Origin of the sequence: Halobellus captivus (genome assembly GCF_003697845.1) — an archaeon.
GTDB classification, from domain to species: Archaea; Halobacteriota; Halobacteria; order Halobacteriales; family Haloferacaceae; genus Halorubrum; species Halorubrum glutamatedens.
Map to the genome: position 1 here is coordinate 199,323 of NZ_RDQE01000006.1, position 20,641 is coordinate 219,963.

General features: G+C 66.9%; 21 protein-coding genes. 13 read left to right on the forward strand and 8 right to left on the reverse strand.

Annotated elements, in window-relative coordinates:
* Nucleotides 1-14: 14 nt before the first annotated feature.
* The 5 genes from EAO78_RS09095 to EAO78_RS09115 all read right to left on the reverse strand — a co-directional run bounded on the left by EAO78_RS09095 (nt 15) and on the right by EAO78_RS09115 (nt 4,345).
* Nucleotides 15-743 carry a CPBP family intramembrane glutamic endopeptidase gene (locus EAO78_RS09095; protein ID WP_122105523.1) on the reverse strand — a complete coding sequence of 243 codons (729 nt, stop codon included), beginning with the start codon at nt 741-743 and terminating at the stop codon, nt 15-17.
* Nucleotides 744-768: 25 nt separating this feature from the next.
* Complete coding sequence (locus EAO78_RS09100; RefSeq protein ID WP_122105524.1) at nt 769-2,055, reverse strand: glucose-6-phosphate isomerase; 1,287 nt, start codon at nt 2,053-2,055, stop codon at nt 769-771.
* A gap of 72 nt (nt 2,056-2,127) precedes the next feature.
* Nucleotides 2,128-3,258, reverse strand: a complete 1,131-nt coding sequence (locus EAO78_RS09105) for a DoxX family protein (protein WP_122105525.1) — start codon at nt 3,256-3,258, stop codon at nt 2,128-2,130.
* Between the two features lie 96 nt (nt 3,259-3,354).
* Nucleotides 3,355-3,792 carry a DUF5809 family protein gene (locus EAO78_RS09110; protein WP_122105526.1) on the reverse strand — a complete coding sequence of 146 codons (438 nt, stop codon included), beginning with the start codon at nt 3,790-3,792 and terminating at the stop codon, nt 3,355-3,357.
* A gap of 37 nt (nt 3,793-3,829) precedes the next feature.
* Nucleotides 3,830-4,345, reverse strand: coding sequence for a DUF5810 domain-containing protein (locus tag EAO78_RS09115; protein ID WP_122105527.1), 516 nt, complete (start codon nt 4,343-4,345; stop codon nt 3,830-3,832).
* Nucleotides 4,346-4,495: 150 nt separating this feature from the next.
* Here EAO78_RS09115 and EAO78_RS09120 point away from each other — a divergent pair, with 150 nt between their 5' ends.
* The 9 genes from EAO78_RS09120 (at nt 4,496) to EAO78_RS09160 (ending at nt 11,705) form a co-directional block, all read left to right on the forward strand.
* Nucleotides 4,496-5,740 (forward strand): translation initiation factor IF-2 subunit gamma, encoded by a 1,245-nt coding sequence (locus EAO78_RS09120; RefSeq protein WP_122105528.1) that lies wholly within the window; start codon nt 4,496-4,498, stop codon nt 5,738-5,740.
* Nucleotide 5,741: 1 nt separating this feature from the next.
* Nucleotides 5,742-6,152, forward strand: a complete 411-nt coding sequence (locus EAO78_RS09125) for a twitching motility protein PilT (RefSeq protein WP_122105529.1) — start codon at nt 5,742-5,744, stop codon at nt 6,150-6,152.
* Nucleotides 6,153-6,297: 145 nt separating this feature from the next.
* The gene (locus EAO78_RS09130; RefSeq protein ID WP_122105530.1) at nt 6,298-6,879 is read left to right on the forward strand and encodes a DNA-directed RNA polymerase; all 582 of its coding nucleotides are present in this window, start codon (nt 6,298-6,300) and stop codon (nt 6,877-6,879) included.
* On the forward strand, nt 6,879-7,076 hold the full coding sequence (gene spt4 / locus EAO78_RS09135; RefSeq protein ID WP_122105531.1) for a transcription elongation factor subunit Spt4: 198 nt from the start codon (nt 6,879-6,881) through the stop codon (nt 7,074-7,076). Before EAO78_RS09130 ends, spt4 begins: the two co-directional genes overlap by 1 nt.
* A gap of 78 nt (nt 7,077-7,154) precedes the next feature.
* Nucleotides 7,155-7,745 (forward strand): GTP-dependent dephospho-CoA kinase family protein, encoded by a 591-nt coding sequence (locus EAO78_RS09140; protein WP_122105569.1) that lies wholly within the window; start codon nt 7,155-7,157, stop codon nt 7,743-7,745.
* A gap of 379 nt (nt 7,746-8,124) precedes the next feature.
* Entirely contained in the window at nt 8,125-8,430 is a 306-nt protein-coding gene (locus tag EAO78_RS09145) for a 30S ribosomal protein S24e (protein WP_122105532.1), read from the forward strand.
* A gap of 12 nt (nt 8,431-8,442) precedes the next feature.
* On the forward strand, nt 8,443-10,263 hold the full coding sequence (locus EAO78_RS09150) for a bifunctional N(6)-L-threonylcarbamoyladenine synthase/serine/threonine protein kinase (protein WP_122105533.1): 1,821 nt from the start codon (nt 8,443-8,445) through the stop codon (nt 10,261-10,263).
* 100 nt (nt 10,264-10,363) lie between these two features.
* Nucleotides 10,364-10,657: a DUF5808 domain-containing protein gene (locus tag EAO78_RS09155; protein WP_122105534.1), complete on the forward strand. Its 294-nt coding sequence runs from the start codon at nt 10,364-10,366 to the stop codon at nt 10,655-10,657.
* Between the two features lie 151 nt (nt 10,658-10,808).
* Nucleotides 10,809-11,705, forward strand: a complete 897-nt coding sequence (locus EAO78_RS09160; protein ID WP_238987654.1) for a S26 family signal peptidase — start codon at nt 10,809-10,811, stop codon at nt 11,703-11,705.
* Between the two features lie 8 nt (nt 11,706-11,713).
* Here EAO78_RS09160 and EAO78_RS09165 read toward each other — a convergent pair whose 3' ends face one another.
* The gene (locus EAO78_RS09165; protein ID WP_122105535.1) at nt 11,714-13,465 is read right to left on the reverse strand and encodes a Cdc6/Cdc18 family protein; all 1,752 of its coding nucleotides are present in this window, start codon (nt 13,463-13,465) and stop codon (nt 11,714-11,716) included.
* A 716-nt stretch (nt 13,466-14,181) separates the two neighbouring features.
* On the opposite strand from EAO78_RS09165, the gene EAO78_RS09170 reads away from it, so the two are divergent.
* Entirely contained in the window at nt 14,182-15,396 is a 1,215-nt protein-coding gene (locus tag EAO78_RS09170; RefSeq protein WP_122105536.1) for a CaiB/BaiF CoA transferase family protein, read from the forward strand.
* Between the two features lie 28 nt (nt 15,397-15,424).
* Here EAO78_RS09170 and EAO78_RS09175 read toward each other — a convergent pair whose 3' ends face one another.
* The gene (locus EAO78_RS09175; RefSeq protein WP_122105537.1) at nt 15,425-15,988 is read right to left on the reverse strand and encodes a TetR/AcrR family transcriptional regulator; all 564 of its coding nucleotides are present in this window, start codon (nt 15,986-15,988) and stop codon (nt 15,425-15,427) included.
* Nucleotide 15,989: 1 nt separating this feature from the next.
* Here EAO78_RS09175 and EAO78_RS09180 point away from each other — a divergent pair, with 1 nt between their 5' ends.
* The 3 genes from EAO78_RS09180 to EAO78_RS09190 all read left to right on the forward strand — a co-directional run bounded on the left by EAO78_RS09180 (nt 15,990) and on the right by EAO78_RS09190 (nt 19,183).
* Entirely contained in the window at nt 15,990-16,190 is a 201-nt protein-coding gene (locus EAO78_RS09180; protein ID WP_136516495.1) for a hypothetical protein, read from the forward strand.
* 670 nt (nt 16,191-16,860) lie between these two features.
* Nucleotides 16,861-18,216 (forward strand): amidohydrolase family protein, encoded by a 1,356-nt coding sequence (locus tag EAO78_RS09185; protein WP_122105539.1) that lies wholly within the window; start codon nt 16,861-16,863, stop codon nt 18,214-18,216.
* An 82-nt stretch (nt 18,217-18,298) separates the two neighbouring features.
* Nucleotides 18,299-19,183 carry a fumarylacetoacetate hydrolase family protein gene (locus EAO78_RS09190; RefSeq protein ID WP_122105540.1) on the forward strand — a complete coding sequence of 295 codons (885 nt, stop codon included), beginning with the start codon at nt 18,299-18,301 and terminating at the stop codon, nt 19,181-19,183.
* 398 nt (nt 19,184-19,581) lie between these two features.
* Here the strand turns inward: EAO78_RS09190 and EAO78_RS09195 are convergent, their stop codons facing one another.
* Entirely contained in the window at nt 19,582-20,625 is a 1,044-nt protein-coding gene (locus EAO78_RS09195) for a TatD family hydrolase (protein ID WP_122105541.1), read from the reverse strand.
* Nucleotides 20,626-20,641: the final 16 nt, after the last annotated feature.

Below are 20,641 nucleotides of genomic sequence, written 5' to 3' on the forward strand. Positions count from 1 at the left end.
CACCCGACCGCAGATCAGATCGCCCCCGCCAACAACACCGCGTAGATCGCGGCGTTGTACACGCCGTGCGCGAGTCCGGGCACCAACACGTTCCCGGTCCGCTCGTAGAGGTAGCCGAGCACGCAGCCCAACACGATCACGACCCCGACGTACGCCCACCGCTCGGCGGGCGTCCCCTGGATCCCCGAGAGATGGACGAGCCCGAAGAGAACGCTCGCGATCAGGACCGCCGGGGGCGCGTCGAACGCCCGACGGAGTCCGCCCTGGACCACCCCGCGGAAGAGCACCTCCTCGACCGGGCCGACGACGAGAAGCGAGACCGCGACCATCGCGAGGTAGTACTCGACGGGGTCGCCGGCGGGGACGACCGCCCGGTTCTGGCCGGTCGAGAGCCCGATCTGCTGGAGCGCGAACAAGGTCCCGTACTGGATCGCCAGGAGGCCGACCCCCGCGCCGACGACGATCCCGACCTCCCGGATCGACGGTCGCGAGAACCGGAGGAGGTCCCGCTGGTCGGTGAGCACGAGGTACCCGGTTACGGCGAGGAGGAATCCCGCGAACTGGCCGAGCGTCCGGAGCAGCCGCCACCCGTTTCCGCCGTCGTCGACGAGGCCGATCCGGACCGCGAGGTTCGCGACCGGCGTGGCGACAGCGCTCGCGACGACGAGCGCGAACACGATCGCGAAGGCCGCGCTCGCGACGCGGACGGCGATGTCGAGCGACGCGGGGAGCTCCTCGGTCATCGCCGGCGCTAGGCGACCCGGGGTGTTAGTCGATCCGGAACTCGCGCTTGTCGGCGACCGCCTCGACCTCCGCGAACTCGCCGCCGCCGAGCAGCCCGCGGGCTGCCTTCTTGCCCCACTCGACGGCCGGCTGGGTGAACGTCGAGACGTTCGCGAGCTCGCCGTAGAGCACGCAGGCGGCCTCCATCCCGTACAGGAGCTCGCCGAGCGCGCGTTCGTCCACGCGGTCGATCTCGAGGCGGACGTTCGGTACGTCCGCGGCCGCGAGGCTCGCCTCCGTCGCCTCGAACTCCGCGTCGAGGAGGTCGCCGAGCGACGAGCCGCCGAGGTACGAGAGCCCCTCGAGGTCGGTCTCGGGGATCGGCGCGTCGGCGCGCTCCGTCGGCCGGACGAGGGTGACGAGCTTGTCGGGCGGACCCGCGCGGTAGAGCTGGAGCTGTGAGTGCTGGTCGGTCGCGCCGAGCGCGCGGGCGGGCGTCTGCCCGAGCCCGTCCTTCCCGAGGCTCTCGGCCCACAGCTGAGCGAACCACTCCGCGAACGTCTCCAGCGACTCCGCGTAGGGCATGAAGGCGTTCGTGAGCGCGCCGCGCTCCGCGAGCGCGTACGTCGTCGCACCGTAGGCGTACGCCGGCGACTCGAGGAGCGACCCCACGAGCGCGTCCATCCCGTCTCGCCCCCCTTCGAGCACCGCCTCGACGTCGTGGCCCTGGATCGCGGCGACCGCGAGCCCGACCGTCGAGAGCACGGAGAAGCGCCCCGGGACGCCCTCCGGGGCGTCGAGCGCGGGGAGGTCGTGTGTCTCCGCGAGCCGGCGGAGGTTCCCCTCCACGCCGGTCGTGACGAGCGTGCGCTCGGTCCAGTCGACGCCCGCCGCGTCCATCGCCTCGCGGACGACGAGGAAGTTCGCGAGCGTCTCGGCGGTCGTCCCCGACCGTGAGACCACGTTGACGACGACGTCCTCGAGCGGGAGGTCGTCGAGCAGTCCGTCGACGTGGTCGGGATCGACGTTGTCGAGGAAGTACGCGTCCACGTCGCTCTCGAGCGCGTCCGCGAGCGTCGCCGCCCCGAGCGCGCTTCCGCCGATCCCGACGGTCAGGACCGCGGCGGGCTCGTCGAACGGCTCGACCGCGGCGCGGATCGCCGCCGGGTCGGCCGTCTCGGGCAGGGAGAGCGATGCGTAGCCGAACTCGTCGTCCGCCATGCCCCGAGCGATCCGCTCGTGGGCGTCCGCGACGCGATCGTCGAGCCTGTCGAGCGTCTCCTCCGTGAGCCCCGGTTGGGTGCCGAGGGCGTTGCCGATGTCCACGTCCATACACGAGGCAGGCTCCGGCGGTCCATAAGCGTGGGTCGTTCGGGCGAGTTCCCGGATTCGACCGTGATACGCTCAGTCCGCGGGGATCGCCGGTTCCCCCTCCTCGAGGGCGGGACGACCGAACCAGCGGTCGAACGAGAGCGGGCCCGACCCGAGCGTGAAGACGGCCGAGGCCAGTCCGAACAGCGCGACGTGGGCCAACACGGGGTCGTCGGGCAGCCCGAACAGCGTGGTCGTGAAGAGGACGAACGAGACCGCGGCCGCGCCGCGGGTGAAGAAGCCGGCGACGAGCGCCAGCCCGACCGCGATCTCCGCCACGCCCGCGCCGACGACCCAGAGCCCGGGGTCGACCGGGACGACCGCGGTCAGGTCGTACTTCTCGACGACGAGCAGTCCCCGACCCGGGTCGGCGAGCTTCTCGATCAGCCCGAGGTAGACGAACGTGACGCCCATGCCGGCGCGGAGGAGTGTCGGGACGTACTCGCGAAGCGGGGCCATCGAGTCGTCGAGGAACGCCTTCAGGTGGTGGACCGGGTCGACCCGCCCGTAGTACGTTCCGGGCGTGCTCGCGACCGCCAACAGCATGTCGTCCGCGCTCGGGCGACCGCCGCCGACGACGAGCAGGGCGAGGAGAACCGGAACGTACTCCATCGCGATGACGACCCCCGGGTCGACGACGAGGAGCACCCACGCGAACGTCAGCAGGCCGATCGCGGAGACGATCCGGGTCGCGAGCCCGAAGAGGACGCAGAAGCCGATCCCGATGAAGAGCACCCGGAGCAGCGGACTCGCCGCCGTGTCGAAGGTCAACGTCGGCGCGAACAGGTACCCCTGGAATCCGGCTCCGACGAGGGGGAGCCCGATCGAGAGCCGCAGCATCCACGGGACGAGATCGCCGTATTCGACGAGCGTCTCCCGGAGAACGACCACGTCGCGGATCGTCGGCCGCACCCACAGGTACGCCGTGATCCCCGCGACGACGACGAGCCCGGAGCCGGCGAACGCCGCGGCGTTGAACGGGTCCGAGAGCACCTCCACCAGGAACGCGACCGCGTCGAGCGGGTCGCCATCCTCCTCGGTGACGTAGTCGACGTGGGCGGCCGATGGACGGACGGCGACCGCCAGGAGCACGGCCGTCAGCGATGACGCCGCCAGCGACGCGACCGCCACGGCAGGCGACGAGATGGCCGATCGGTCGGACATGCGGGTCATACGTTCCCCGGCTACCTAACGGTGTCCGTGGGGATCGGGCGAGATACCACGACACGGGCGACGATCAGGCCGGATCCGACGGTCCTCCTACCCGTCGGCGTCCGTGAAGACGTCGCGGTACACCCGACCGAACGCGTTGCGTCTGAGGGTGCTCGCGGCCGCGTCGGGGCGGTCCTGGAAGGTGGTCGCGACCACGGTCTCCGCGAACGGGACCGGGTGCCACGCGACCCGGTCGACGTGCTCGGAACCGAGTTCGACCGCGTCGTCCGGGTCGAACTCGCTGTCCGCGAGCCACTCGTCGAACTCGTCGCGGTCGGCGAGGTGGACGACGAGCAGTTCGGCGAAGGCGGCGTCGCGGGCGGTCTCGACCACCGCCGGAGTGACGCGTTCCTCGTACTCGTCGGCGTCGAACTCCATCGCCTTGGCCGTCTCGCGAACGATCACCTGCGCGGCCGGGCCGACGGCCTCGTAGCGGTCGATCGCCTCCTCGCGAGTCGTCGGCGCGAACACGCCCCTCGTCTCCATGCGAGGCGGTTGCCGCCGGGAGGAAAAGACCGTTCGGTTACGACGAGGGGTCGGCATCGGTCGAATCGGAATCGGAGGAGTCGGTGGAAGTTTCCTCCACGTCCGCTCCGTCCTCTCCCTCGTACATCCGGCGCGTCAGTTCGCGCGCCTCCTCGAGGGCGGCCGCGGTTTCGGGGTCGGTCGGGTCGCTTCCGGAAGCCGCCGCGTCGCCGTGAGCGTCGTGACCGTGACCGGGACCGTGATCATGGGCGTGATCGTGGCCGTGGGAGTGACCCCGTGCGCCCTGTCCGCGTCCGCCACCCATCCCGGCGTCGAGGTTCGGCCGACCCCGGTCGGTCGTGTCCTCGAACACCTCGTGGTACTCGGCCGGGTCGGCGTGGTCGACGACGTCCTCCGCCAGTTCCCCGGGGTCGGCCGTCTGCCAGTCGGGCGCGTGGTCGTCGAGCCACGCCTCGTGGTCGTCGCCGTGGAGCATGGCCGTGAACGCGAGGTGGTGGGCCAGGTGTTCACCGTCGCGCTGCGGGGTCGCACACACCGGACAGGCGTATCCCATCGTGACCCGGGGTACGGGCGTGAACCGTATATCGGCTCGGATCGACTCGAAACGGAGGCGACGGGGAGTCCTGACGCCGCTATAACAGCAACTTTATCACTCGCACGGGGCGAAAATCCGGGTAAGACTGCTCCGTTAGGAGGAACCACAGTGACCCAAGCCAACACACAACCGGAGGTGAACATCGGTCTCGTCGGTCACGTCGACCACGGGAAGACGACGCTCGTACAGGCGTTGTCCGGCTCGTGGACCGACCAGCACAGCGAGGAGATGAAACGCGGGATCTCGATCCGGCTCGGGTACGCGGACGCGACGTTCCGCCGCTGTCCCGGCGTCGACGAGCCCGAGTGTTACACGACGGACGAGGAGTGTCCGGACGGCTCCGAGAGCGAGCCGCTGCGGACCGTCTCGTTCGTGGACGCCCCCGGACACGAGACGCTCATGGCGACGATGCTCTCGGGCGCGTCGATCATGGACGGGGCCGTCCTCGTCGTGAGCGCGACCGAGGACGTCCCGCAGGCACAGACCGAGGAACACCTGATGGCGCTCGACCTCATCGGGATCGAGAACATCGTCATCGCCCAGAACAAGGTCGACCTCGTCGACCGCGACCGCGCGGTGGACAACTACGAACAGATCCGGGAGTTCGTCGAGGGCACGGTCGCGGAGAACGCGCCGATCGTCCCGGTCTCGGCCGGCCAGGAGGTCAACCTGGACCTCCTCATCCAGGCGATCGAGGCGGAGATCCCGACTCCGGAGCGCGATCCCGACGAGGACGCCCGGATGTTCGCGGCCCGCTCGTTCGACATCAACCGTCCGGGCGCGACCGCCGACGAACTCAAGGGCGGCGTCGTCGGCGGCTCGCTCGTCCAGGGCGAGCTGTCGGTCGGCGGCGGACTCGAGATCCGTCCCGGCCGCGAGGTCGAAGAGGAGGGACAGACGGAGTGGCGACCGCTCGAGACGTCGATCCGGTCGCTTCAGGCCGGCGAGCGGAGCGTCGAGTCCGCGAAGCCCGGCGGCCTGCTCGGCGTCGGGACGGGACTCGATCCCAGCCTGACGAAGGGCGACGCGCTCGCCGGACAGGTCGCCGGCGAGCCCGGAACGCTCCCGCCGACCCGACACGAGTTCGAGATGCAGGTCGACCTCCTCGACCGCGTCGTCGGCAAGGAGGACGACGAGAGCGGCGAGAGCGACATCGAGGAGATCTCGACCGGCGAACCCCTCATGTTGACCGTCGGGACCGCGACCACCGTCGGGGCCGTGACGAGCGCGCGCGACGGCGAGTGCGAGGTCAAGCTCAAGCGCCCGGTGTGTGCCGAGGAGGGCGCACAGATCGCGATCAACCGTCGCGTCGGCGCGCGGTGGCGACTGATCGGCGTCGGGACGCTGTCGTAGCGTGTCCGACGAGTCGCCCGGATCGGACGAACGCCCCGTCGTCGCGCTCGACGCGAGCGCGCTGATGGCCCCGGTCGAGGCGAACGTTCGGCTGTTCGAGGAGCTCGACCGGCTCCTCGGGAGCTACGATCCGGTCGTGCCGTCGGCGGTCGTCGACGAACTCGACGAGCTCGGATCGGGGGCGGGGCAGGCCGCGACCGCGGCGAGCGTCGGAGCGGACCTCGCGGACCGGGCCCGAACGGTCGAGGTCGACGGCGCGTACGGCGACGACGCGCTCGTCGATCTCGCTCGAACGGGTCGGGTCGCGTACGTGGTCACGCTCGACCGACCCCTCGTGGAACGGGTACTGGACGCGGACACACCGGTAATCTGTTTACGGGGGCGGAACACACTCACGGTAACGGACCCGTAGTGAACGCGGGCTGAACGGCCATCGACGGCGTCGACGGAGCCGGAATCGGACGTCGGCGGCGGCCCGGAGAGGCACCGGCGGAGAAACGACGGACGCGGCACGCGCGATCGGACGACACACGCGATCACAGACACAACCCACGCACATGTACAAACGAGTTCGACTCAAGGACACGGTCGAGGTCCCGCCGGAGCACCTGGCGGACGTCACCGACGAGCGGGTGAAAGCCCTGCTCCAGGACAAGCTGGAAGGACGAATGGACGAGGACGTCGGCAGCGTCGTGAGCGTCATCGAGGTCCACGACATCGGCGAGGGGGCGGTCCTCCACAACCGACCCGGCGTCTACTACGAGGCGGAGTTCGACGCGCTCACGTTCGACCCCGACATGCAGGAGGTCGTCGACGGGACGGTCGTCGAGACGGTCGAGTTCGGCGCGTTCGTCGGCATCGGCCCGGTAGACGGGCTGCTCCACGTCTCGCAGATCACGGACGAGTACCTCACCTTCGACGGGGCGAACCAGCAGCTGGCCTCCTCGGACTCCGATAAGAGCCTCGGTGTCGACGACGCGGTCCGGGTTCGGGTCGTCACGAAGAGCGTCGACGAGCGGAACCCCCGCGACTCGAAGATCGGGCTCACCGCCAAACAGCCGGGGCTCGGCAAGCACGACTGGCTCGAGAGCGACCGCCGCCGGCGGGCCGAGGCCGGCACGACCGGGGAGGACGACTGATGGCGGAGGATCGGCTCGCCTGCCGCGAGTGTCACTACGTCAACGATCCGGACGCACAGACCTGCGAGCTCTGTGGGTCCTCCTCTCTGACGGAGGACTGGGCCGGCTACGTCATCATTACGAGCCCCGAGGAGAGCCAGATCGCGGAGGAGATGAACGTCTCGAAGCCGGGATCGTACGCGCTGAAGGTCCGGTAGCCGTCGACGCGTAGCCGCCCCGAACGATCACACGACTCTTCATACGACGACGCCGTACGGTCGGGCATGGCGGATCCGATCTTGACCCTTCCCGACTCGCTTCGCGACGCGTTCAAGGAGCCGATGGGCCCGGTGACGACCGACGTCGACGCGTTGCTCGCGGCCGCGGCGGAGAGCCGCGAGGAGTACGACGCGCCCGACGCGCCGATCGTCGCCGTCGGCGACGTCGTTACGTATCACCTCCGTGAGGCGGGCCGGGTCCCGGACGTCGCGCTCGTCGACGGCAAGACCGAACGGGAGGCCGTCAGGACGGAGATATCGGAGGCTCTCGCGGCCGGTGGCGAGAAACGGGTGCGCGTCGAGAACCCGCCGGCGACGCTCACCGTCGTGCTCCTCGAGGCGCTCGTCGACGCGCTTTCCGATCCCGATCCCGTCACGATCGAGGTCGACGGCGAGGAGGACCTGGCCGCGCTGCCGGCGATCCTGGCCACACCCGACGGCGCGAGCGTCGTGTACGGCCAGCCCGGCGAGGGAATGGTTCGGGTCGAGGTCACCCCGGAGAGTCGACGGACCGCCCGTGAACTGTTCGAGGTGCTCGAGGGGGACGTCGACGCCGGGTTCGACGCGCTCGGGCTGTCCGGATCGAGTTCGACGGATGACTCTCGATAGCTCGATGAACGACCCTCGATAGCGGCTCGGGATGCCGATCCAGTTCGGAGCGCGGGGTCCGTACCGGAGCGAAGGGGTCCACCGAAGCGGAAGTGTTCGGACCGGATCGGTCGGGTCCGAATCTGATCGAGAATCGCCGTACCGGAGCGGGGATCTCTCGTTCGACGTCCGGAGTTCCAGTGGAAAGCAAGGGGTTCGAACGACGGGACGCGGATCGAACGACGAACCGAACCAAGGAACGACGAACCGAACCAAGGAACGACGAACCGAACCGCCGGAAGGAGGGATCGCCGAACGGGCGGGACGACCGTTCGGACGGCCCTCCACCCGCTTCGAAATCCTTTTACAGCGTTCGGGGGGTAGTACACGTAACTGAACTATGGACGTCGACATCATTTCCGAGGAAGAAAACCCCATGTTGCACCGAACGGACATCCGCTTCGAGACGGTCCACGACGAGGCGACCCCCTCCCGTCTCTCGGTCCGCGACTCGCTCGCCGCCAAGCTCGACAAGGCCTCCGAGGAGGTCGTCGTCCACGAACTCGACACGAAGTTCGGGATGCGCAAGACGGTCGGGTACGCGAAGGTGTACGACTCCGCGGCGGACGCGCTCGACGTCGAGCAGGACTACATGCTCGAGCGGAACAAGATCGGTGCCGACGGCGACGACGGCGAAGAGGCCTGAGACGTCGACCGAATGCGGGTTCTCGGTATCGAGGGAACGGCGTGGTGTGCGAGCGCCGCCCTCCACGACGCCGAGACCGGCTCGACGCGAATCGAATCCGATCCCTACGAACCCGATAGCGGCGGCATTCACCCGCGCGAGGCTGCGGAGCACATGTCGGAGGCCATCCCGCGGGTGGTCGAAACGGTGCTGGACGCCGCCGAGTCGGAGTACGGTCCGAACGCGATAGACGCCGTCGCCTTCTCGCGAGGACCCGGGCTCGGTCCGTGTCTCCGGACGGTCGGGACCGCCGCACGGGCGCTCTCGGGCGCGCTCGACGTTCCGCTCGTCGGCGTCAATCACATGGTCGCCCATCTCGAGATCGGCCGCCACGAGTCTGGCTTCTCCAACCCGGTGTGTCTGAACGCGTCGGGCGCGAACGCCCACCTGCTCGGCTACCACGACGGGCGGTATCGCGTCCTCGGCGAGACCATGGACGCCGGCGTCGGCAACGCGATCGACAAGTTCACCCGACACGTCGGGTGGACCCATCCCGGCGGACCGAAGGTCGAGGCCGCGGCCGCGGAGGTCTCGGGAACCGATCGGGGAGCCGACGCGGCCGACCTGCTCGATCTGCCGTACGTGGTCAAGGGGATGGACTTCTCGTTTTCGGGGATCAGCTCGGCCGCGAACGACGCGTACGACGACGGCGAGCCGGTCGAGGAGATCTGTTTTTCGCTCCAGGAACACGTCTTCGCCATGCTCACGGAGGTCTCCGAGCGAGCGCTCTCCCTGACCGGTGCCGACGAACTCGTGTTGGGCGGGGGCGTCGGCCAGAACGACCGGCTCCGCGAGATGCTCGAAACGATGTGTGCGGCCCGCGGCGCGGCGTTTCACGCGCCCGACCCGCGGTACCTCCGCGACAACGCCGGAATGATCGCGGTGCTGGGCGCGAAGATGGCGGCCGCGGGCGACACGCTCGCGATCCGCGATTCGCGTATCGATCCGAACTTCCGGCCGGATCAGGTGCCCGTGACGTGGCGGGACGACGAGTCGTCCGTCGCCCGACTCGGAACCGGAAGCGAGGGCGACCGTGAGAGCGAGGACGACCTCGAGAGCGAGGGCGACCTCGAGAGCGAGGGCGACCACGACCGTCGAGGGGCCGAGGCGGTCGTGGACGTCGTACGCGCGTCCGCCAACGGAACGACGATCGACGGACCGATCGTCCGGAAGCGTCGGATCCCGAAGGAGTACCGACACCCGGCGTTGGACCGCTCGCTTCGGCGGGAACGAACCGTCGCCGAGGCCCGGTTGACGAGCGAGGCGCGGCGAGCGGGGGTCCCGACCCCGCTCGTGTACGACGTCGACGTGCCGGGTGCGACGTTGACCCTCCAGTACGTCGGGGAACGCGATCTGGCGAGGCTTCTCCGCGGGGGAGACGGGGAGGGGGCCGATCGGACGGGGGGAGATCGGACTGGAGGAGATCGGACGGTGCGAGCGGTTCGGTCCGTGGGACGACACCTCGCGCGACTCCACGGGGCGGGGTTCGTTCACGGCGATCCAACGACCCGAAACGTCAGGGTCGGAGAGGAGAACGTCAGAGTCCGAGAGGGTGAGTCCGGTTCGGGAAGAACCCACGATCGGACGTACCTCATCGACTTCGGTCTGGGATATCACACCGGACACGTCGAGGATCACGCGATGGATCTCCACGTGTTCGAGGGGTCGGTGACCGCGACGGCGACGGATCCCGATCGGCTCATCGACGCGTTCGAGGAGGGATATCGAGAGGAGGGAGAGGAGACGGTCCTCGATCGGCTCCGCGAGGTTCGGGGTCGAGGTCGATACCGCTGAACGGATCGCCGTCGACACGGCTTCGCCGTCGACACGGTTTCGCCGTCGACACGGTTTCGCCGTCGACACGGTTTTTATGCCCGGAGCGTGACGTACGGGTATGGGAGACAAACCGTCGTCGGGAGAGATACTCGGGATCCCGTACAACTTCGATCGACCGAGCCTCGGTCGGCTCCTCTCGTCGTACTGGCAGCCCGAGAAGGGAATGTTAGTCGAGAAGCCGTTCGGGATCGGCTACACGCTGAACCTCGCGAACTGGCGTTCGTGGGTCGTCCTCGCGGTCGCCGGCGGGCTCTACTGGCAACAGAAGGGCTCGGAAACGGCCGGGACCGGATCGAGCGGCTCCGAGAGCGAGGACGCCGGCCCCGTCGAAGTGATCGTCGACGACGATTGAGACCGGTGGCGATCGGGACCGGTGACGATCGAGACCCCGGGCAGAAGCCGACGACCTGTGCGGTTTCTCATCAGATCGATCCGACGGTGATTCGGCGATCCGTCGGACGGGACCCGGAAACTTATGACCGGAAGCCGCCAAATTCGGGGTGATGGACCCCGAAGATCGGCCGGCATCGAGCGGTGACGGCCCACCGGTCGACGACCCGGCCGATGGCGGTGCTGCTACCGCGACCGATAGCAGTTCTACTACCGAGATCGGTCGCGGTTCTGATGCCGACGATCCGTCCGACGACGTACCGACCGCGAAAACGGGAGTCGCTGACGACGAGGGTCCGGGACTGTTCCACCGGTTCCGTCACGACGTGGAAGGGCCGCTCATGTGGGTCCGGGAGATGCTCTCCAGCGTCGCGGTCGTGCTCCTGATCGGGCTGGTCCTGTTCGCGGTGAGCGGGGTGTGGCCGCCGATGGTCGCGGTCGAGTCGGCGAGCATGGATCCCAACATGAAGACCGGCGACCTCGTGTTCGTCACCGAACCCGGACGGCTCGCGCCCGACGTCGCCGACAACGATCTGGGCGTCGTGACCCACGAGACGGGCGAGGAGAGCGATTACCGGACCTTCGGCGAGTACGGCTCGGTCGTGATCTACCAACCGCCCGGGAGACAGGCGTCGCCGATCATCCATCGCGCGATGTTTCACGTCGAGGAGGGCGAGAACTGGTACGATCGGGCGGACGATCGGTTCCATAACGCCGACGACTGCGCGGAACTCCGCAACTGTCCCGCGCCGCACGCCGGGTTCGTCACCCTCGGCGACAACAACCGCCAGTACGACCAGGCCAACGGGCTCGCCGAGCCCGTGGCCGCCGAATGGGTCACCGGCGTCGCCAGGGTCCGAGTGCCGTACCTCGGATACGTCCGGCTGATCACGACCGGACAGGCGGAAATCGGCGACGTGGTCGGGACCGTCGTCGTGTCGCCATCGACCGGATACGGGGCCGGAGAGATCCGAGCGTCGGACGGGACGGCGGGTTCCGTCGCCGCGTGACTGATACGTCAGTTATCGAAGCGAGCCTGCACGAAGGGTTGTGCGTTCTCGATGTCGCCGAGCCGCGAGTCCGAAAGGAGGACGGCCTCGGTCTCTTCGACTGGAACCGACAGCCCCATCTCCTTGGTTCGGCCGTAGCGTCCCTTCGAGACGACGACCGCGTTGACGATCCCCAGCATGTCGAGCTCGCTGATGAGGTCGGTGACGCGCCGCTGGGTGAGCACGTCGGCGTCGATCTCCTCACAGAGCCGCTTGTAGATGTTGAACACCTCGCCGGTGTTGATGTTGTGGACGCCGTTCTTCTCGAGGAGGATCACGGCGAAGAGGACGATCTTGCTCTGGGTCGGGAGGGTTCGAACCACCTCCACGACGCGATCGAGTTCGATCTTGTCCTGGGCCTGCCGAACGTGTTTCTCGGCGACGATCTCGGCCTGGGATCGTTCGGCGAGTTCTCCCGCGGTCCGAAGGAGATCGAGCGCACGACGCGCGTCCCCGTGTTCCTGGGCGGCGAAGGCCGCACAGAGCGGGATCACGTCGTCGGTGAGCGCGTCCCCCTTGAACGCGATGTCAGCGCGGTGTTGGAGGATGTCGCGGAGCTGGTTAGCGTCGTACGGCGGGAAGACTATCTCCTCCTCGCCGAGACTGGATTTGACCCGCGGGTCGAGGAAGTCAGTGAACTTCAGATCGTTCGAGATCCCCATGATCGAGATGCGGGAGTTGTCGAGCTCGGAGTTCATCCGCGAGAGGTTGTACAGGGTGTCGTCGCCGCTCTTCTCGACGAGCTTGTCGATCTCGTCGAGCATGATGACGACCACGCGCTCGTGGTAGTCGACCGCGTCGAAGAAGGTCGTGTACACGCGGTCGGTCGGCCACCCGGTCATCGGCACTTCCTCCATCTCCTCGGCGTCGGCTTCGAGCTCGTCGATCCGATCGTCGAGTTCGGCGAGGGTGTCGAATTCAGTTCCGGCGAGGATCGCCCCTTCGTCGACCACGTCGTCTCGCGCGTCCGCGCGCATCGACTCGTATTGCTCGAGTCTGTCGGCGATGACCGCTTGGTTCTTTTCGATGAACGTGTTCGCGAGCTGTGCGAGGACTCGGTACTGGGTGTCGGTCACCTCACAGTTGATGTACTCGACTTCACACGGGACGTCGTACTTCTGGGAGGTCGACTCGAGTTCCTGTGAGACGAACTTCGCGGAGGCGGTCTTCCCCGTTCCGGTCTTCCCGTAGATGAGGATGTTCGAGGGGGTTTCTCCGCGGAGCGCCGAGACGAGGATGGTCGCCATTCGGTTGATCTGATCGTTTCGGTGAGGGAGTTCGTGGGGGGTGTAGGAGGGCCGGAGAACCTCCTTGTTCTCGAATATCGGTTCCCCCGAGAGGAGGTCGTCGAACAGTCCTTGATTGTCGTCGTCGTTGTCGAGGACGACGCCGTCGAAATCGACGTCCGGCGACGATCGGTCGCGACCTCCCTTCCCGAGGCTCGTAGCTTCCGAATCGACGTCGTCCGTCGGGTTCGATCCCGTGTCCTCCGCGGGGTCCGGATCCTCCGCGGGGTCTGTGGGGTCCGTGTCGTCCGTGGGATCCGGATCGGCGCCATCAACGGAGTCATCGAGCGAGTCGTCGAGAGTCGATTCCGAGGTACGTTCCGGATCCTCGTGAGCCTGTGACGCGGGTCGTTCCCACGGAGTATGGTCCGAGTCGTCGCTGTCATTCGATTCCCCGCCGCCGTCGACCCGCGGTGTGTAGTCGCCTTCGTCCATGTGAACCCCTCTGTTTCAGGTGGAATCCGGTGATGTAAGTGCGCCGTTGCACCGTCTCCGGCCTGAAACACGAATACGTGGTCGAGATCGAGAACGACCACGTCCAGTTGATACAGTGGAACCAGACGAAGAGGTGGTACTAAAGTGTTCCTCTCTGGAGTTGAAACGGTCCTCGTGGTTCGTGGGATCGCGTGATCAACGGACGGATAGCCGATCTCGTCGGACGAGTTCGGGTATGTCGACTTCGCTATCGATATCGTTGTCTCCCTCCACCCGGACCCCCCCACCCCTTCGTTTCGTGTGGAACGGTGAGACGGGAGGGTGGGGTGAGGGATCCGGTGGTTATATTCCAAAGGATTTATAATATAATAGTCGGAACAGTACCCTCGACAATCTCCCTTAGTTTATTTGTTTGTGTGAGTAGTTCATTTTATGGCTCGTAGGTTGGAACTATCATTAGAGCTCGATCGGACCGAACCGTCGTCGGTATCATCCACCGGCATCCCACTACGACTACCGTCACCTCCGACCGTTCCACACGAAACGAAGGGGTGGGGGGTGAGATCTGATCGCGACTCCTGAAAAATAACGATCGATGTCGATAGTTTTACCATACGGTAAAGGAAGTAGACACAACATATGAGTACACTACGCACGAGTTCGTTTCGTATGGGTAGACAACACATGAGGTCGGCTCACACGCGGACGGTGTTTCGATGACCGAGAGTACGGACGGGAAGATCCTCGAGGGCGTAACGGTCCTCGATCTCTCGACGTTCGTCACCGGCGGATTCTGCTCGGCGATGCTGGCGAACCAGGGCGCGGAGGTCGTCAAGATCGAACAGCCGGGATACGGTGACGCGGTCCGACACTCCGGACCGCCCTTCATCAAGGGCGAATCGCCCTACTACTGGACGCTGAGCTACGGGAAAAAGAGCCTCGAACTCGACCTGAAGAACCCCGACGCCAAGGAAGCCCTGTACGAACTCGTCGAGGAGGCCGACGTCTTCATCCAGAACTTCCGTCCCGGAACCGCGGAACGACTCGACGTCGACTACGACACGCTCACCGATCACAACGAGGACTTGATCTATCTCGCCATCTCCGCGTTCGGCCAGACGGGCCCGTGGAGCGAACGATCGGGGTACGACCTCCTCATTCAGGGAATGAGCGGGATCATGAGCGTCACGGGCGAGGAGGGCCGCCAGCCGGTGAAGGTCGGGCTTCCCATGACGGACCTCATCACGGCGATGTGGGCGGCCTTCGGCGCGACGACCGCGCTGTACCGCCGCGAACGAACGGGCCAGGGCGAGTACATCGACCTCGGCATGCTGGAGGCGACGCTCCCGTGGCTCACCAAACAGGCGGGGATGGTCTTCGCGGGCGAGGAGACGAAGCGAATGGGGACGAAGGATCCGGTGCTCGCTCCCTACCAGACCTTCGAGACGAAGGACGGGTTCATCAACATCTGTATCCTCAACGAGAAGCTCTGGGGCGAACTCTGTGAGGCGCTGGACCGCCCCGATCTCCCGGAGGACGAGCGTTTCGAGATGAACGCCGATCGCGTCGGGCACCTCGAGGAGCTCGAAGCCGAGATCGAGGCGACGCTCGCCGAGAGGACGACGGACGAGTGGATCGAGGTCATCGCGGAGGACGCGGGGGTACCGGCCGGTCCGGTGTACAGCGTCGAGGAGGCCCTCAATAGCCCACAGATCGAGGCACGCGGGACGATCTCCGAGATCGAACATCCCGAACTCGGCGAGGTCCCCGTGATCGAGCACCCGCTCAAGTTCCGCAACGCGGACAGCGGGTTCGAACTCCCGCCGCCGCTCCTCGGCGAACACAACCGCGAAGTGTTCCGCGAACGCGGCTACTCGGAGGAAGCGATCGACCGGCTCGCGGAACTCGGCGTCTTCGGGGAGGACGACTGAGCGGGAGCGGACGGTCCCGCGTACCCGATCACTCGGTCCGCTCCAGCGAGTCGAGGACGAACTCGTCCATCGCCTTCCGTGCCTCCTCGGGAGCGTCCTCGTGTCCCAACGAGATCCGCCGCCCGCGGGCGGAGTGGATCACGTCGGTGATGAGCTGTCCCATTCGTTCGGCGTCGACGTCCCGGAAGACGCCTTTCTCGATCCCGTCCTCGACGACTTCGACGATGCTGCCGCGGATCCGGTCGTAGTGTTCGTTGAACACCTCGCGGTGGTCGCCGTCGTTTTGCGCCTGGGTGTACAGCTCGTGGTACACCTTCATCCGGTCCCAGTGGCCGAACTGCTCGAACTCGGGACCGAACAGACACTGGTCGATCCGCGCGCGCAGTTCGGTCCGCGGATCGGCGTCACACTCGACGACCACGCTGCCCTCGTACTGGTCGATGATGTGCTCGAGGAACGAGGACAGCAGGTCGTATTTCCCGTCGAAGTGGTAGTGGATCACCTGCCGCGTGAGGTCCATCTCCTCGCCGATGTCGCGCATCCGCAGGTCCTTGTACCCGTGTTTGCTCAGCGCGCGAAAGGTCGCTTCCATGATGACTTCCTTGGTGTCCTTGGAGGAGACGGTGTCGTCGCCGGCGCTCTCGACGGGATCCTCCGAAGACTCGGAAGAGGACCTCGACGGCTCGGAAGAAGATCCGCCCGACGATTCGGAGGAGGACCCGCTCGACGGATCGCCGGACCTCGCACCCGAGGGGTCGTCCGATGACTCGCTCATACCCGTACTCTACGTGTGAAGTACATAATACGATTGCTCCGCCGGATCGGATCTCAACATCGTTTCCGGATCGGGATACCAGGAGGAGGTATGAGTGATCACAGCATTATTTCAATTCAACTCGTCTGAATATTGTTCTCGATCGAGGGTGCTTGTAGGAGAGTTGTTTCGAGGGAGATGAGGGTGATGAGAACGGAATCGTTGCTGGCGCGGTGAACGTTCCAAAGCCCCAGTCGCGGAGACTCGCACGGCTCGCTGCGCGCTTCAGTCGTTCGCAGTGCTCACTTCCTTCCAGTGTCGCCGGCGCTTTGCGCCGGCTGCTTGAGGGACCGGAGGTCCCTCTCTGCTTGTCGCGGGAGACGGTCCGGCTCGCGTTGCTCGCCGGCTGCGACTCCCTGACTTTCGCTCGCTTCGTTCGCGGGAACCGCGACTGCTCCTTTGAGCCCCACCCGAACCGCACAACTCCGCACCTCACGCCTCCCCAGCCTCGCCGCTCGCTCCGCTCGCGGCGTCCCTCGCGGGCTGCTCGCGCCCATCCGGGCGCTCGCAGGCGCGCCGACCGCACTGTGATCGGTCATTACATCCGCGAGCGGAATCCTCGCGATGGGGGCGACGGCCGTCCGCCGATCCCGACGCGACTTTACCGTCCAGTAAACTTTTAACCTCTTGGTCAAATCCTATTATCGAACATGACACAAACGATCGTACGGAACGGGACCGTCGTCTCGCTGGATCCCGACGTGGGGGATCTCGACGAGGCCGACGTCCTGATCGAGGACGGCGAGATCGTCGAGGTCGGAACCGGGCTGTCGGCGTCGAACGCCGAGGAGATCGACGCCTCGGGCCACGTCGTCATCCCCGGCCTCGTCGACTCACACATCCACCTCGCACAGACCCAGGTCAGGGGGATCGCCGGGGACTGGTCGCTCATGGGCGAGTACTTCGATCACATGCTCGGCAACATCACCGGGCTCTACCGACCCGAGGACATGTACCTCGGCGGCCTCTTCGGGGCGTTCGAGAAGCTCCATACCGGGACGACCACGGCGCTGGACTGGTCGTACCCCAACACGCTCGAACACGGCGAACGAGCCGTCGACGCGCTGCAGGACGCCGGGCTGCGCGCGGTGTACACCTACGGGCCGCCGGGCGACGACGCGGCGAAGTGGTGGTACGAGAGCGACGTCGGCCTCCCCGAGGAGAAGATCCGCGAACTCCACGAGGAGAAGATCCGGGACGACGACCTCCTCAGCCTCGCGCTCGGGCTCCGCGGACCGGACTTCTGTACCGACGAGACCGCCCGCGGCGACCTGGAACTGGCGCGCGATCTGGGCGTGCTCTCGACCATCCACATGGGTGCCGCGTTGTGGCCCTCCTCCGTTTACGGCGACGACTACCAGGGCTTCGGCTGCCTCGAGGACCTGCTCGGTCCCGACGTCAACGTCGCCCACGGGAACCACTTCTCGCAGGAGGACGTCGACCACGCCGTCGAGCAGGGCGTCTCCTTCTCGTCGACGCCCGAGGTCGAGATGCAGATGGGCCACGGCATCCCCGTCACCGGGAAGGTGTTGGAGGCGGGCGGCCGCCCGGCGTGGGGCGTGGACGTCTGCTCGAACGTCAGCGGCGACATGGGCAGTCAGATGCGGATCGGCATGCAGCTCCAGCGGATGTTCGACAACCAGGCGGTCCTCGAGGGCGACGAGGAGGTCACCGAAGTGAGCATCTCCGCGCGCGACACGCTCGAGATGGCCACGATCGAGGGTGCCAAAGCCCTCGACATGGCCGACGAGATCGGTACGATCACCCCCGGCAAGCGCGCCGACCTCGTGTTGATCGACGCCTCGGACTTCATGACCGCTCCCTCGCACTCCCCCGTCCAGACGGTGGTGTTCCAGTCCGACCCCTCGCACGTCGACACCGTCCTCGTGGACGGCGAGGTCGTCAAACGCGACGGCGAGCTGACGAACCCCAAGCTTCACGAGGAGTTCGACCGGTTCGTCGCCTCCGGCGAGCGCCTCCTCGACGAGGCCGGCATCGACCTGTAATCGCCCGAACCGACACGAACTATAACCATCCGAACCGACACGAAACCGTCGAGCGGAACTCGACTCACTCACCACACCTCACATGCGAATCGGACAATACCGGACGACGGACGACGAATCACCTCGGAGCGGCGTCGCCATCGACGGCGGCGTGGTCGACCTCGCGACCGCCGGCGCGGCCGCCGGCGTCGATATCGGTCCGAAGACCACGGACCTGCTGGCCGACTGGGAGTGGCGCCGGAAGGCCGACCTCGCCGTGGAGTACGCGGAGGAGACCGGCGTCGGGCTCCGTGATCCCACCGACCTCCACCGCGCCGCCCCCGTTGACGACCCGCGGAAGGTCGTCTGCGTCGGACTGAACTACCGCGACCACGCCGAGGAGGGCGACAACCCCATCCCCGACGAGCCGGTCCTCTTCTCGAAGTTCCCCACGTCGGTCGTCGGCCCGGACGACGCGGTCCGGTGGGATCCGGACTACACCGAGAAGGTCGACTACGAGGCCGAACTCGTCGCCGTGATCGGCGAGGAGACTCGCCGGGTCGACCCCGACGACGCCCTCGATCACGTCGCCGGCTTCACCGTCGGCAACGACGTCTCCGCGCGCGACCTCCAACACGGCGACGGTCAGTGGGTCCGCGGGAAGAGCCTCGACACGTTCGCGCCGATCGGTCCCGACCTCGTCACGACGGACGAGGTGGAGGATCCACACGACCTCGGGATCTTCGCCGAGGTGAACGGCGAGCGGCTCCAGGAATCGTCGACCGCGAACCTCATCTTCGGCGTGGACGAACTGGTCTCGTTCTGTAGTCAGGCGTTCACGCTCGAACCCGGCGATCTGGTGTTCACGGGGACCCCGCCCGGCGTCGGCGTCTACCGCGAGCCGCCGGTGCTGCTCGGCGACGGCGACACCGTGACGATCGGCGTCGAGGGCGTCGGCGAACTGACGAACGAGTTCGTGACGGAGTAGGCGGTTCGCGGATTCGTGTTTTCGTTCCGTTTCCCGGAAGTCGAGTCGACGACGAACGCCTCCGAAGCCCCAATCGCTCGGCTGTGTGTTGCTGCTTGTAAATAGAGCTGGACGACGACGAACGCCTCCGAAGCCCCAGCCACGAGGCGGGCACACGCTCGCTGTGGTCCTCAGTCGCTCACTCCGTTCGCTCCTTGCGGTCCTTACGTCGCCTGCACCCGTCTCGTGGCTGGGGCTTCGAATCCGCCCAGTACCGCAACCGCAGCCTCACCCGTCCCCAGCCTCGCGGTTCGCGCTCTCCGAGCGCTCACCGCGTCCCTCGCGCGACGCTCCTCGCGGCCGCCGGATGCGGCCGCTCGGAGGCGCGCGCCACCGCACCCACGGATCGGTCGAATCGCTCATTCGGCCAGCCCGAACACGTCCCGCGGGTTCTCGTACACCACGGTCCGGATGTCGTCGACGTCGATCCCGTAGCGGTACAGCTCGAATATCGCCCGTTTCACGGCGTAGGGATCGGTCCGGAGGACGTTCGCGCAGTCGGTGTCGATCATGATCCGCTCGGGGCCGTACTCGTCGATGGCGTTCGCCACGTCGGCGGCGTCGACGCCGATCAGCCACGAGTGACCGATCGTGAAGCTGAGATAACAGTCGGTCTCCGTCATCAGGTAGGCGGTGTTGTTCGCGTCCGCGTGCGAGGCCACGACTCGCTCCTCGTCGAGGCCGGCGTTCCGTGCGGCCTCGACGTCCCGCTCGACGGCCTCCAGCGCCGGGTTCTCGCCGTCGAGGACGGGCTCCGCACCCAGTCCGGCGTTCTTCTCGTACCCCGGCGTGACGCCGAGTCCGTCGCGGTAGTCGCGCTTCGACTCTCCCGAGGTGTTCGGCGTGTGGAGGAGGACGGGAAGGTCGTGGTCGGCGGCGATCTCCATCTGCGCCCCGACGACCGCCTGCTGTTCGTCGACGTCCCACCGTTCGACGTGCTGGCCCGGCGTCACGCCGGTCTCGCCGACCGCGACGACCTCCTCCAGCGCGCAGTAGTCGTCCATCACCGCGAGCAGGTCGTCGGGATCTTCGATCCGGACGCCGGTGTGGATCCCGAGCCCGAGTTTCGCCTCGAAGAAGTGGTTCCGCTCGATCGCCGTCCGTCGGTTGATCGCGTCGTCCCACAGGAAACGGACGTCGCTCGCCTCGACGGGCTTGTACGGGGTCCAGTGATACCCCGACGAGACCATCATCATCGACCGGCAGCCCGAGAGGGCGTAGCGCTCGCGGTCGCCCCACGAGAGCGTGTGCGCGTGGTTGTGGGGATCGATCCAGGGAAGATTGAGGAGTTCCGTCGGGAGGTCGAGATCGGATCGACGATCGGGGTCTGATAGGCGGTCGCGGTCGAGTTCCTCGAGACGGTCGGCGTCGGTCGGTCGTGCGGTAGGGTAGCGTTGATTCATGAGATCCCGTCGTCTC